Genomic DNA, 13,095 nt, shown 5'->3' with positions numbered 1-13,095 from the left:
CATTTACCCCTTACGCTTTCTCGATTTGAACTAAGTTGGAATGTTGCGGATTACCTTTTGCCAACGGTGACGGTCGATGAGTGGTAACGGCATTGACACAACCGCCGTGATCGACGCGGTTACCGAACATATTGGCTTGCAGCCATGCGCCTTGCCCCATGGCGAGGACGCCCGGCATGATTCGCGGGGTAATCTTTGCCGGCAGGCGGGTTTCGCCGATTTCATTAAAGATACGTACCCATTCACCGTCTTTAATTTGTTTCTGTTGTGCATCAATCGGGTTAATCCACACTTCTTGCGGGTTTGCCGCTTGTAATACATCAATATTGCCGTAAGACGAGTGGGTTCTTGCTTTGTAATGGAAACCGACTAACTGGAACGGATATTTTTCCTTTTTCGGATCCTCCACGCCGTTAAATCCGGCGGAAAAAACCGGCAGCGGATGGATGACATCGTCTTCCGCCAGTTCCCACGTATTGGCAATGTTCGCCAGTTGTTCCGAGTAAATTTCAATTTTACCGGAAGGCGTTTTAAGCGGATTGGCTTCCGGATCTTGACGGAACGCTTTGAAAGCGACGACGTGTTCGTCAGGGCATTTACGTTTATACACGCCGATCGTTTTCATCTCTTCGTAGCTTGGCATATCCGGATTGCGGGTTTTGGTTTGTTCGCAAAGGTAACGAACCCATTCATGTTGGGTGCGCCCTTCAGTGAATTTTTGATACACCTCATCGCCCAAACGTTTTGCCACGTCGGCTAGAATCTCATAAATCGGGCGGCGTTCGAATTTACGGCTGGTGGCAGGCTGCCCTAAAATCACATACGCCATATTGCCCGCCGCCTCGTGCGGAATTAAATCTTCCTGCTCGGTTGGCATTAAATCCGGTAGAACAATATCGCAGTATTTCATCGATGCCGTCATAAAGTGATCGATACCGACGATCATTTCGCATTTGCTGTCGTCCTGCAAAATATCGTGCGTGCGTCCGATATTACTGTTTTGGTTAATCAGCGTATTACTGGCGTAGCACCACATAAATTTAATCGGGACATCGAGTTTCGCTTTGCCTTGTACGCCGTCGTGAAGGGCGGTCATTTCCGTGCCGTGATCAATCGCATCCGGCCAAGTGAACACCGAAATTTTGGTTTTCACCGGGTTGTTTAACATGGAAAACCACTCCGGCTTCATGTCGTACGTGCCTTCACGATCGCCGGTATTACCGCCGTTGATTCCCACATTTCCCGTTAAGATCGCCAACATGGCAATGGCTCGGGCGGTTTGTTCGCCGTTTGAGTGGCGTTGCGGTCCCCAGCCTTGACAAATAAACGCCGGTTTTGCTTGCCCGATTTCTCGTGCAAGCTTGATAATTCGGGTGCTTGGAATACCGGTAATTTTTGCCGCCCATTCCGGGGTTTTGGCAATGCCGTCTTCACTTTGTCCTAAAATATAGGCTTTGTAATGGCTGTTTTTAGGTGCACTGGCTGGCAAGGTTTTCTCATCGTAGCCTATACAATATTTATCTAAAAAGGCATGGTCTACCATTTCTTCGGTAATCAATACATAAGCGAGAGCCGCGGCCAAGGCACCGTCCGTTCCCGGGCGAATCGGAATCCATTCGTCTTCACGACCCACACCGGTGTCGTTATAACGCGGATCGATTAAAATCATTCGCGCATTAGAACGTTCGCGCGCTTGCTCCACATAATAGGTTACGCCACCGCCGCTCATACGGGTTTCGGCAGGGTTGTTCCCGAACATGACAACCAGTTTGGAATTGGCGATATCGTCAGGGCTGTTTCCGCTACGCTCGCCGTACAGATATTGCATCGCCATACGGATTTGTGCCGTACTGTAACTGCCGTAACGACTTAAAAAACCACCGCAAGCATTCATTAAACGGTAAGGCACGTTAGAGTTGGTGATATTACCGCCGTCTACGCCCGTGCCGTATAGCACGTGTACCGCCTCATTGCCGTAATCTTTTAAAATGCGTTTTAAATTATCGGCGATCGTATCTAACGCTTCGTCCCAACTAATGCGTTTAAATTTCCCTTCACCGCGTTTTCCAATGCGTTTCATCGGGTATTTTAGACGGTCGGGATGATTCATCCGACGGCGAATGGAACGACCGCGCAGACAAGCTCGAACTTGATGGTTTCCGTATTCATCATTACCGGTATTATCGGTTTCGACCCAATACACTTCATCGTCTTTAACATGTAAACGTAATGCACAGCGACTACCGCAGTTTACCGTACAGGCACTCCATACCCATTTGTCTTCCGTGGTGTTTTTTGGCGGAGTTTGCTCGTTTGCCATCGCGTTAAACGGCAAAGATATATCCGCTGCAATTGCCGCAACCCCCACCGAAGTGCCTTTTAAAAAGGTTCTTCGATTTAATGTCGGGTTTAATATCGAGTTATCCATAAATATCCCCCATATTGATTACTCACTTCAATCAAAAAGTAAAAATGTGTTAGTGATAAAAAGTGAGGCAAAGGTCTCATATTGACCCAACCGATACAAGGTAGTTTTATGTAGTATTTTTAATATGAGAATTCAGTTTTTTTTAAAAGTAAAAAGAGAGTTAAAGCATTTACTTTTCATTAACAACATAAAGGTGTTTTAGGAAAAGCAGTGGAACTCGTTGCTTAATAGGTGTAAATAAATGTTTACGAAATGAAAAAATATTTGACATCGTCATCATATTTTTGTGGAGAAAACGCTTTTTTCTATTAAAATCAACTTGTTCATTTTTGATTGACGGGTGTTTATATGAAAAATAAAACATTAGGAAGCACCTTAATCGTTGCGGGTACAACGATTGGTGCAGGGATGCTTGCCATGCCTCTGACTTCAGCGGGTATCGGTTTTGGTTTTACGGTGGTGTTGTTAGTCGCTTTATGGTTATTGTTGTGTTTCAGTGCGTTATTGTTTGTGGAAGTGTATCAAACCGTAGAAAGTGATGCCGGGATTGGGACGTTAGCCGAAAAATATTATGGAGCGTTCGGTCGTATTATTTCGACTACGGTATTGATTATTTTCTTATACGCCATTTTGTCCGCTTATGTTTCGGGCGGTAGTTCGATTTTAGCCGGTATGTTACCTACGATTGTCGATGCCGAAACCACCACAAAAATTGCCGGTGTGATTTTTACGGTATTTTTCGGTGCGTTTATTGTCATCGGAACCACAAGCGTGGATGTCATTAATCGTATCTTGTTTACCACGAAAATCTTGGCATTTATCTTGGTGCTCTTTTTATTATTGCCGAAAGTATCGATTGATAACTTATTGGAAATGCCGATTAACAATGCGTTATTGATTTCGGCAAGCCCTGTATTTTTCACGGCGTTTGGCTTCCACGGCTCGATTCCAAGTTTAAATAAATATTTGGAAGGCAATGTAAACGCTCTACGTATTTCAATTTTAATCGGGACATCCATTCCGTTGATCGCTTATATTTTATGGCAATTGGCAACGCACGGAGTGTTAAGCCAAACGGAATTTCTCCAAATTTTAGAAAAAGATCCGACTTTAAACGGGTTGGCGGAAGCGGTACGTCAAATTACCGGCAGTACGCTGATTAGCGTCGTGGTGAAAATTTTCTCGGCATTAGCGTTAATTACCTCTTTCTTAGGTGTGGCGTTAGGCTTATTCGAAGCTCTTGAAGATTTGCTCAAACGAGTGAAAATCCATGCCGGACGTAAAGCATTAGGCTTATTAACCTTTATTCCGCCAATGTTATTTGCCTTCTTCTATCCGAAAGGATTTATTGCCGCATTAGGTTATGCAGGGCAAATGTTTGCGTTCTATGCGATTGTGTTACCGATTGCGATGGTTTGGAAACTTCGTCGCCAGTCGCCGAATTTAGCTTATCGTGTGAAAGGGGGGAATGCGTCATTGCTTATCGCCCTTGTCATTGGGGTATTTATTGTGATTGTACCGTTCTTAATTGAACAAGGCTTATTACCACACGTAGTCGGTTAATGGTTGCCGTTTGCAAGCGGTTTGTTTTTTGAGATATTTTGCAAATGTTTGCGTCATTTTATACGAATGACTTTGTTGCAACATTGGCTATGCGGGCTTTTTGATGAGGCGAAAAAAATGTTAAAAGAGGATATTTTAGATCAGTATCACGCACTGATTTTTGATATGGACAGTACGCTGATTGATACGATGTCAAGCCATGCTCTTGCTTGGGAAAAAGCGGGAAAAAAAATCGGCTATGAGGTGAAAGGCGATGTGATGTATCAATTAAGCGGTGCGACATCGTTTACCATTGCAAAAGCGATTATGGCGCAATATCAGGTACCGGCGCACTATTTGGAGCAATTTGTGCAAATAAAACGGGAAATTGCGACACAAATAATTTTGGACAATGCGACGTTATTGCCGGCTTTTGACATCGTGAAAACGCAATTTGGGAAAAAGCCTATGGCATTAGGTACAGGCTCTCATCGTAAATTGGTAGAACTCTTATTCGATCATTTTCAATTAACGCCTTACTTTCAAGCGGTAGTTGATTCTGAAGAGGTGACAAAACATAAGCCCGATCCTGAAACATTTTTGCGTTGTGCGGAAAAGTTGGGAATGAAGCCGGAACACTGTTTGGTGTTTGAAGACGCCGATTTAGGCGTACAGGCCGCATTAGCCGGCGGAATGGATGTGTTTGATGTCAGAACATTGCAACTCATTCAAGCGGAACGTAACTCATGATTTTTTAGCGGGTTGTTTGATCACTATACTGTTGAAATCAATATCTTTCCCCTCGCCGCGTTTGCGGGAAAGGGGCTAAATAAAGAAGTATTAGAGGACGTTAGGGTATTAGCTTAAGGTTTCCAAGGCTTGTTTCAAATCTTCAATTAAATCTTCCGCATCTTCACACCCCACGGAATAACGCAATAATCCGTCGGTTACGCCTTGTTTTAAGCGCTCTTCCGGGCTGACGCAAGCGTGTGACATTTTTGCCGGATAAGAGATGATGGATTCGATTCCGCCCAAGCTGACCGCGACAAGCGGAATGTTGACCGCTTGTAAGAATTTCGTGACATTTTGGTAAGAGCCTAAATCGAAGGAGATGATCATACCGCCATGTTTGGATTGTTGCATATGGATTTTATGCCCTGCGTGGCCGGCAAGCCCCGGGTAGAAAACCTGTTTGACTTTCGGGTGAGCGGCTAAAAACTCGGCGATTTGTTGGGCATTGCCGCTGGCTTGTTTGATACGCATTGCCATCGATTTTAACCCCCGCATGGTCAGCCAACAATCGAATGGGGCGGCGATACCGCCGAGGACGACGGCAATTTTATGAATTTTCTCCGCTAATGATGCGTTATTGGTTGCCAGCGTGCCGAGAACGACATCGCTGTGTCCGTTAATAAATTTGGTTGCACTGTTGATCGAAATGTCAACGCCTAAACCGATAACGTTTGACAGTAACGGCGTCATAAAGGTGTTGTCGCAAATCGTTTGTAAATTGTATTTTTTGGCAATGGAAATGACCGCTTGTAAATCGGTAATTTGCAGTGTCGGATTTGACGGTGTTTCTAAATAAAATGCACGGGTATTGTCTTTGATTGCCGTGAGGTAGTTATTCGGATCGGTGGCATCGACGAAACTGACTTCAATACCGTAAGCGGGCAGCATTTCCGTCATCAGTTGGAATGTCCCGCCGTAAATATTTTTACAGGCAACAATATGATCGCCTTGTTTAAATTGTAATAGCGAGGCGCTGATTGCCGCCATGCCGGAGGCAAAAATTTCGGCATGTTCGGCTTCTTCTATCGCACAAATCGCATCGCACAGCCCGCTGCGGGAAGGGTTGGAAAAACGGGAATAGATCGGTCCCGAGTGGCTGTCCAAATCGCTTTGATGGAAAGTCGATGCTTGATAAATCGGTACGGACGAACTGCCGGTCGTTTTATCCGTCATTTCATAACCGTGTAATACTTTGGTGTTTATTTTCATTGCGATTTCCTAAAGGATGAGTTAAGCAATATCAGGAGTCGAAGCTCCTGATATCAACGTTTAAAGGGTTAAACCAAGCACAATGTAAGCCAATAAGGCAATGATTCCGGTAACTAACGCATAAGGGAATTGGGTTCGGATGTGTTCGATATGTTCGCAATCCGTTGCCATTGACGCGACGATCGCGTCGGAGGAAATCGGCGAGGTCATATCACCGAAGATGGAGCCTGAGATGGCCGCACCAATCATATATTCCGGTGGAACACCGACGGATACGCCGAGTTGCACGCCGATTGGGATCATAATCGCAAAGGTTCCCCAAGATGTGCCGGTTGCCAGCGACATGATAGCGCTAATTAAGAAGATAAAACCGATGGTCAAGCTGGGTGGAATCACGCTGGATGAGATTTTGGCAATATAAGCACCGGTGTGTAAGTCCCCGCAAATGCTGCCCATTAAAAAGGCAAAGATCATCACCGAGCTGATTTTTACCATACTTGCAAAGCCGATATAAATTTCTTTGAAGAAACTGTCGATGGTAAAAAGACGGCGCGCCATAAACCAAACGAATGACACCGAAAGCCCGAAAATTACCGCATAATATACCGAGGTTGAACCGCTGCCTTTGGAAAAGTCTCCGTGCCCCGTAATATATAGCATAACCGGTACGGTCAATACGGTAGATAAAATCGGGATAAGGAAGTTTAGGATACTGTTACTGTTTGGGTGATCGATGACGTAGTCGTTTTGGTCAGCTTGGCTTTGGTCTTGTATTTTTTTGCGTTTGAGACGGGGATATTTGGTTAATAATTCCGCTTTACGCATAGGTCCCCAAGACGCTCCGGTAAAAATGTAGAAAAGCACTGTCGCTAACGAGAAGAACGCCATAAAGTGATAGACCATGGAACCGGCAAGAATTTCAAACGGTTCACCGGAAAGAAAACCTTTACTGATTTGTACGCCGATGACTCCCATCATCGCGGCCCCCCAACCATTAATCATTGCCGAAGAACAAACGGATACACAGGAAGTTTGGATAATGTAAGACATTTTTTCAGGCGGGACGGCGTATTTTTCAGCCAGTTTTTTAGTCGACACACCGGCAACCAACTGGTTAATCGAACTTTCGACGAAAATCAGGGAAGTAATGATCATCGCCAGCAGTTGGACGGAACGACGCCCTTTAATCAGCTGCGATTTTTCACTCAACGCTTGAACCAAACTCCGCATACCGCCGGTCACGACAACTAACCGCATGATACCGCCGATCAAGACCATAAAAATAATGGTTTTGGCATTACCGCCGTCGGCAAAAATGTGAATAATACCGTCTAAAGTGGCTTTAATCCCGACGAGAATATGAAAATCATGCAACACGATAAATCCGAATACGGAACCGGTCAGTAAGGAGAGAATCACTTGGCGGGTTAAAACTGCCAATAAGATGGTTAACAGCGGTGTCAGCACCGCCCAAATACCGTAATCTTGCATAATATGCCCCTTCAGCTTATCTTACTCTATTGTGCTAATGCATAGGTCAAATCTTCAATCAGATCATCTATGGATTCAATCCCGACCGATAAACGTAATGTAGTATCAAAGATACCGATAGCCGCTCTGGCTTCCGCTCCCATACTGGCGTGAGACATGGTCGCGCTATGGTTGACCATACTTTCGACTCCTCCTAGTGATTCCGCCAAGACAAAATATTGCAATCCTTTGATAAAGCGGTTTACCCGTTCCAAATCGCCTTTTAAACGAATAGTAACGACCGCACCGCCGCTACGCATTTGCTTTTTACACAGTTCATAGTCGGGATGAGAAGGTAAACCGGGATAATGGACTTCTAAAATTTCGGGATGACTTTCTAAATATTCGGCAACTTTTAAGGCATTGTCACATTGACGTTGCATGCGCAGATCGAGCGTTTTCATGCCGCGTAGCGCAAGGTACGCATCAAACGGAGAAGCAATCGCCCCTAAGGCGGTTTTTTTCGCATTGAGTTCGGCGGCAAAATCTTCACGGTTGGTAATGAGCGCTCCGCCGATAATATCGGAATGACCATTAATATATTTACTGGTGGAAAGCATGACTAAATCCGCTCCGAGGCTGAGTGGTTGTTGGTTCCACGCTGTAGCAAAGGTATTATCGACACAGGTAATGATGTTGTGCGCTTTAGCAAATCGGCAGACTTTTTCAATATCCACAATACGTAACAGCGGATTCGTCGGGCTTTCGATCCAAATCATGCGGGTATTGCTTTGTAATGTTGCCTCTAATTCCGCCTGATCATTTAAGTTAATGTAGGAGAATGAAAATCCGAAAGTGCTTTTACGAATGCTTTCAAATAAACGGAATGTACCGCCGTATACTCCGGTAATCACAATAATATGGCTGTCTTTCGGTAGTAATTCTAAGGCGAGCGAGGTTGCGGCGACACCGCTGGCGGTTGCCGTAGCATAAATGCCGTTTTCGATGTCGGCCAATGCGGTTTCATAAGCATAACGAGTCGGATTGGATACGCGGGAATAACAGAATTTACGTTGCTCGTTCAAATCACGTTGGATAAACGAACTCGCCGTGGTAATCGGGGTGACAATCGCATCATAAGCTTCATCTTTTTGGTAACCGGCGTGAACGGCTAGAGTCGCAATGGACTTTGATTTTGTTCTCATAGATAACTCCCATCGAGTAGTGTTAAAGGTGGATGGGCTAATGTTCACACTATTGACCCGTAAAATAAAGGGTGTTTTAATTATATAAATTTAAATCAGTTATCAAAAAATCTTCACAATGAAAAACCTCCGTCATATGTCGCTCAAACGTATTCATTGCTTTGTGGCTATTGCTAATTTGGGTAACTTTAATGATGCGGCGAAAGAGCTCAATCTGACACCTTCCGCCGTGAGTCAAAACTTGAAATTGCTGGAAGAAGAATTAGGGGTGACGTTAATCAAACGGACGACAAGAAGTTTATTATTGACGGATGCCGGTTGATATTTCTATCAAAATGTCCAAAATATTTTAGCTGATTTGGATCATTTATATAGCAATGCGGGCACTTATAACAAAGAAGCTAAAGGCGAATTAACCATTACTTGCCCGGTTGCGTTCGGTTGCTCACAACTTGCGCCGCTTATTTATGAGTTTAGCGAACGTTATCAGCATATCAATGTGAATATCAAGTTAAGTGACAGCTTAGTGAATTTAAACGAAGAAGATTATGATATTGCCTTACGTATTGTTTCCATGCCGCCGGATAATTTTTCCCTCCGTTATTTATGTCCGATAGACTGGGTTTATTGTGCTTCAACTGAATATTTAGCACGACGCGGCAGACCGGAAACGATTGAGGATCTACGCCATCATCAATTATTAATGTATCCGGAAATGAACCCGACCTTAAAAAAAATGGATGATGCCGAAACGTTGAAATCAATCAAATCAAACTGCAGTTTATTTTCACTGCAAGCGGTCTTAAATCATAAAGGCGTCGCTTACTTACCGCTTTATTTACTGGAAGACAACATTAAAAATCACCGAATTGAGCCATTGAAATTAACCGAACAACTGGTGTTTCATACGCACCACTTATATGCCTTGTATTTCCCTTCGCGTCATAACAGCCCGAAAATTCGGGTCTTTATTGATTATTTATTGGAAAAATTTGCTCATCAGACTTTTTCGATTGAAATATGACGAAGAGAAATAAACGGCATGCCTTTTTATCTGAGCATATACGGACATGTATCTGACTAAACGAAAATAAGGCATGGTAGACAAAAGTGTTGGTAAAAAGAGGCTTGAGGCATTTGCCGTTTGAAACCTAATGTTTTTCAGGTTGCCTGAAAAACAGATAACCATGATAGGAGAGTTATATGAAAAAATTTTTTATAACCGCATCATTGCTATGTTTACTATTTCCGACCAAAAATGCTTTTGCCAATCCGTACCAGCCCGGTTCGCAATCTTGGCATAACTGGAACGGAATGATGCAAGCCGAAATAGATAAACAAAAACGGGAGCGGCAGCAACAGGGCGGTTATCAAAGCCCGCCTGTTCGCACGGATACGCGTTCGCATTATGATGTGTTTGTTTATCATGAGAATACGGGAGAATGGCTTCGTCAAGAACGCGTGTTAAAAACAACGGGGGACGCTGTTTACCGTGCGACCAAAAGTGAATTTAAAAGACAATACGGTAAAGATGCCACCAGTGGATTTGTTTGGCTTTCCAATGAGTTGTCATTTGTCGGGCTGCTGAAAGACCAAAGCGGGAAATGGTTTGCCTACCAAACAACAAAGTCAAAAGGGAGAGAAAATTTTATAGCCTATTGCCAAACGCAAAATCTTGATTGCAGATACCCGCTTGACGGCTATCAAAAATTAAGCGGATATGGAAACAAAAACTTTAAATTATTCGTTACAAACAATCAAACAGGGGCGTATGCGCTTTATTATGTACCGAATGTCATCAATAGCGATGCCGCTGTCAAAATGGCAGAACAAAGAATGATAAAAGAAGGGAAAAATCCGAAACAGTTTGTAGTCAGTGAAATTTGGGAAGACAATGATAATTTGCACATATTTTTTGCAAAAACCAAATATGGCGAATGGATAAAGAGAAGCGAATGGAGTTCGGGGGAATCATTTGAGCGGTTTAGAAACCATTATGATGATTTGTTTAAAAAGAATTCTTCCGGATATTACGAATACATTGACGGATTTTATTTAAAAGATTGTTGCAGTGTGGATAGCAACGGAAAACCAATAGAAAACAAAGTAAGACCTTGATAAAAACAAGTATGGTATTGGCATAAATTCTATTTCACGCATTTTATAAGGGTACTGCCAAAATAGCTTTCATCGGCTTCAATTTCACCTTCAAGCATCTCCGGATGCGGACTGTTTTGATAGATAAGCAATCGTAGACGATGGAAGTAATAGGTTGCTGCCGTTTTGTTTACATTTACCAATTCAGCCGCTGTTTGAGCAGTGATGCCTGCCACAAATAGCCCTATGAGTTTATTTTGTTTATGCTGACTTAGACGACTTACTTCAAAAAAAGAAAGCGGAACGTCTTGTACTGTAAGACTTCCTGCTGTTTTTTAGCAGCAAATTTGTCCATTACACCTACGGACATGTGTCTGACTAAACGAAAAAAGCCTTGGAACTATTATTCCAAGGCTTTTTATGAATTTGGTGGAGATAATCGGGATCGAACCGACGACCTCTTGAATGCCATTCAAGCGCTCTCCCAACTGAGCTATATCCCCAAAAGCGCAAGAGATAATATGCTCTCGCTTTTTCTCTGTCAATCTGAAAATACGGCAAACAGATTAACTGCTTAAAAACTAACTAGTTTTGTGCTTGGATAAAGGCAATCGCTTTTTGAATACGCGCAAGGGTTCTCGTTTTGCCGACTAACTTCGCCGTAATATCCATGGATGGTGATTGTCCAGAACCGGTGACCGCTAAACGGAACGGCATACCGACTTTTCCCATACCGATTTCAAGTTCTGCCGCTGTTTGGTTCATCGCATCGTGGATATTTTCAACCGTCCAATCATCACAAGCGGTCAGTTTTTCCGATAATTTTGCAAGTGGTGCAATTGCTTCCGCTTTGAAGTTTTTTGCGACCGCTTTTTCATCGTAGCTATCAAATTCTTGATAGAAATAACGGCTTTGGCTCGCTAACTCTTTTAAGGTTTTTGCACGTTCACTTAAGACTGGAATGATCTCTGCTAATGCAGGTCCTTGAGAGAAATCAATTCCTTGATCATTCATATGCCATTCAAGGTATTTTGCGACATAGTCCGCAGGCAAACTACGCATATAGTGTTGGTTTAGCCACTGTAATTTTTCAGTGTTAAAGGCACTTGCCGATTTGCTTACCGAATGAATGTCGAATAATTCGATCATCTCTTCACGAGTAAAGATCTCTTGGTCGCCGTGTCCCCAGCCTAAGCGTACGAGATAGTTAATTAAGGCTTCCGGTAAATAGCCGTCATCACGATATTGCATTACGCTGACTGCTCCGTGACGTTTAGAGAGTTTCTGACCGTCATCGCCGTTGATCATCGACACGTGAGCGTAAGTCGGGATTTCTGCCTCTAACGCTTTTAAGATGTTGATTTGGCGCGGCGTGTTGTTGATGTGATCTTCACCACGAACAACGTGGGTAATGCCCATATCCCAGTCATCAACAACCACACAGAAGTTGTAGGTCGGTGCACCATCGGTACGGCGGATAATTAAGTCATCCAGTTCGCTATTGCTGATTTCAATGCGCCCGCGCACCGCATCATCAAAGACCACTGAGCCTTCCGTTGGGTTTTTAAAACGAACCACGTGCGGTTCGCTCGGATCGTGCGAATGATCGCCTAAGCAGTGGCGGTCATAACGTGGTTTTTCTTTGTTTGCTTCTTGGTTTGCACGTAATTCATCTAAACGCTCTTTTGAGCAATAGCAACGGTATGCCGTGCCTTCTTCAATCATCTGATCGATCACTTGGTTATAACGATCAAAACGTTTTGTTTGGAAATAAGGACCGTGTTCCCACGCTAAATTGAGCCATTCCATGCCTTCAATAATCGCTGCGGTTGCTTCCGGGGTAGAACGCTCAAGGTCAGTATCTTCAATGCGTAATACAAATTCGCCGTTGTTATGTTTTGCATACAACCAAGAATAAAGAGCGGTTCTCGCACCGCCGACGTGTAAATAGCCTGTCGGACTTGGCGCAAAACGGGTACGCACTTTCACATTCGGATCTAAAGGAAAAAGGGTTTCAATCTTCATATTATCGCCTATGTTTTTTAGAATTTTATCAACAAAAAGATCTTAATATTTTACTCTTCTTGAGAGGGAATCATAGTGGAAAATGAACGAATCTGATGATTTTTACAACGAATGGGCTGAATTTCACAAAAATGGATTGACTGAAAATTTTTGCTCCCTATAATGCCTCCCCACAACAACGGGCGATTAGCTCAGTTGGGAGAGCACCTCCCTTACAAGGAGGGGGTCACTGGTTCGAGACCGGTATCGCCCACCACTTCAACGTTTGAAGTCCGTTGTGATAATCTAATTTAGTTTGAAAAGGGCGATTAGCTCAGTTGGGAGAGC

General features: G+C 43.6%; 10 protein-coding genes, 2 tRNA genes and 1 pseudogene. 6 read left to right on the top strand and 7 right to left on the bottom strand.

Annotated elements, in window-relative coordinates; all coding sequences use genetic code 11:
• Positions 1 to 10 precede the first annotated feature (10 nt).
• Positions 11 to 2,428, bottom strand: a complete 2,418-nt coding sequence (gene ynfF / locus ACEYKX_RS02230; RefSeq protein ID WP_373766857.1) for a selenate/tellurate reductase subunit YnfF — start codon at positions 2,426 to 2,428, stop codon at positions 11 to 13.
• A gap of 348 nt (positions 2,429 to 2,776) precedes the next feature.
• Between ynfF and ACEYKX_RS02225 the strand changes: the two genes are divergently transcribed.
• Together ACEYKX_RS02225 and ACEYKX_RS02220 are read left to right on the top strand one after the other, a co-directional pair.
• Positions 2,777 to 3,991 carry an aromatic amino acid transport family protein gene (locus tag ACEYKX_RS02225; protein ID WP_373766858.1) on the top strand — a complete coding sequence of 405 codons (1,215 nt, stop codon included), beginning with the start codon at positions 2,777 to 2,779 and terminating at the stop codon, positions 3,989 to 3,991.
• A gap of 117 nt (positions 3,992 to 4,108) precedes the next feature.
• Positions 4,109 to 4,720: a beta-phosphoglucomutase family hydrolase gene (locus ACEYKX_RS02220; protein ID WP_373766967.1), complete on the top strand. Its 612-nt coding sequence runs from the start codon at positions 4,109 to 4,111 to the stop codon at positions 4,718 to 4,720.
• A gap of 108 nt (positions 4,721 to 4,828) precedes the next feature.
• On the opposite strand, the gene ACEYKX_RS02215 is transcribed toward ACEYKX_RS02220, so the two are convergent.
• The 3 genes from ACEYKX_RS02215 to ACEYKX_RS02205 are packed head-to-tail and all read right to left on the bottom strand — an operon-like array spanning position 4,829 to position 8,646.
• Positions 4,829 to 5,971 carry a PLP-dependent aspartate aminotransferase family protein gene (locus ACEYKX_RS02215; RefSeq protein ID WP_373766859.1) on the bottom strand — a complete coding sequence of 381 codons (1,143 nt, stop codon included), beginning with the start codon at positions 5,969 to 5,971 and terminating at the stop codon, positions 4,829 to 4,831.
• 60 nt (positions 5,972 to 6,031) lie between these two features.
• Positions 6,032 to 7,462 (bottom strand): Na+/H+ antiporter NhaC family protein, encoded by a 1,431-nt coding sequence (locus tag ACEYKX_RS02210; RefSeq protein ID WP_373766860.1) that lies wholly within the window; start codon positions 7,460 to 7,462, stop codon positions 6,032 to 6,034.
• 26 nt (positions 7,463 to 7,488) lie between these two features.
• Entirely contained in the window at positions 7,489 to 8,646 is a 1,158-nt protein-coding gene (locus ACEYKX_RS02205) for a PLP-dependent aspartate aminotransferase family protein (RefSeq protein WP_373766861.1), read from the bottom strand.
• A gap of 118 nt (positions 8,647 to 8,764) precedes the next feature.
• Between ACEYKX_RS02205 and ACEYKX_RS02200 the strand changes: the two genes are divergently transcribed.
• The 3 genes from ACEYKX_RS02200 (at position 8,765) to ACEYKX_RS02190 (ending at position 10,764) form a co-directional block, all read left to right on the top strand.
• Entirely contained in the window at positions 8,765 to 8,968 is a 204-nt protein-coding gene (locus ACEYKX_RS02200; protein WP_373766862.1) for a LysR family transcriptional regulator, read from the top strand.
• 36 nt (positions 8,969 to 9,004) lie between these two features.
• Positions 9,005 to 9,670, top strand: a complete 666-nt coding sequence (locus tag ACEYKX_RS02195) for a substrate binding domain-containing protein (protein ID WP_373766863.1) — start codon at positions 9,005 to 9,007, stop codon at positions 9,668 to 9,670.
• Positions 9,671 to 9,849: 179 nt separating this feature from the next.
• Complete coding sequence (locus tag ACEYKX_RS02190; protein WP_373780391.1) at positions 9,850 to 10,764, top strand: hypothetical protein; 915 nt, start codon at positions 9,850 to 9,852, stop codon at positions 10,762 to 10,764.
• A 56-nt stretch (positions 10,765 to 10,820) separates the two neighbouring features.
• Here ACEYKX_RS02190 and ACEYKX_RS02185 read toward each other — a convergent pair.
• The 3 genes and pseudogenes from ACEYKX_RS02185 to gltX all read right to left on the bottom strand — a co-directional run.
• Positions 10,821 to 10,991: pseudogene (locus ACEYKX_RS02185) on the bottom strand (IS1595 family transposase); the annotation flags it as partial.
• Between the two features lie 179 nt (positions 10,992 to 11,170).
• Positions 11,171 to 11,246 (bottom strand) — tRNA-Ala (locus tag ACEYKX_RS02180).
• An 82-nt stretch (positions 11,247 to 11,328) separates the two neighbouring features.
• A complete protein-coding gene (gltX, locus tag ACEYKX_RS02175; protein WP_373766865.1) occupies positions 11,329 to 12,768 on the bottom strand; it encodes a glutamate--tRNA ligase in 1,440 nt (479 codons plus the stop codon).
• Positions 12,769 to 12,948: 180 nt separating this feature from the next.
• Between gltX and ACEYKX_RS02170 the strand changes: the two genes are divergently transcribed.
• Positions 12,949 to 13,024 (top strand) — tRNA-Val (locus ACEYKX_RS02170).
• The last annotated feature ends 71 nt before the right edge of the window (positions 13,025 to 13,095 follow it).

The organism is Glaesserella sp., from assembly GCF_041817755.1.
Lineage (GTDB): Bacteria > Pseudomonadota > Gammaproteobacteria > Enterobacterales > Pasteurellaceae > Glaesserella.
This window is presented reverse-complemented; position numbering and strand designations above follow the sequence as displayed.

What these genes read in the sequence shown, in the direction of transcription:
- ynfF (WP_373766857.1), bottom strand. Translation starts at nt 2,428, where the DNA reads ATGGATAACTCGATATTAAACCCGACATTAAATCGAAGAACCTTTTTA.
- ACEYKX_RS02225 (WP_373766858.1), top strand. Translation starts at nt 2,777, where the DNA reads ATGAAAAATAAAACATTAGGAAGCACCTTAATCGTTGCGGGTACAACG.
- ACEYKX_RS02220 (WP_373766967.1), top strand. Translation starts at nt 4,109, where the DNA reads ATGTTAAAAGAGGATATTTTAGATCAGTATCACGCACTGATTTTTGAT.
- ACEYKX_RS02215 (WP_373766859.1), bottom strand. Translation starts at nt 5,971, where the DNA reads ATGAAAATAAACACCAAAGTATTACACGGTTATGAAATGACGGATAAA.
- ACEYKX_RS02210 (WP_373766860.1), bottom strand. Translation starts at nt 7,462, where the DNA reads ATGCAAGATTACGGTATTTGGGCGGTGCTGACACCGCTGTTAACCATC.
- ACEYKX_RS02205 (WP_373766861.1), bottom strand. Translation starts at nt 8,646, where the DNA reads ATGAGAACAAAATCAAAGTCCATTGCGACTCTAGCCGTTCACGCCGGT.
- ACEYKX_RS02200 (WP_373766862.1), top strand. Translation starts at nt 8,765, where the DNA reads ATGAAAAACCTCCGTCATATGTCGCTCAAACGTATTCATTGCTTTGTG.
- ACEYKX_RS02190 (WP_373780391.1), top strand. Translation starts at nt 9,850, where the DNA reads ATGAAAAAATTTTTTATAACCGCATCATTGCTATGTTTACTATTTCCG.
- gltX (WP_373766865.1), bottom strand. Translation starts at nt 12,768, where the DNA reads ATGAAGATTGAAACCCTTTTTCCTTTAGATCCGAATGTGAAAGTGCGT.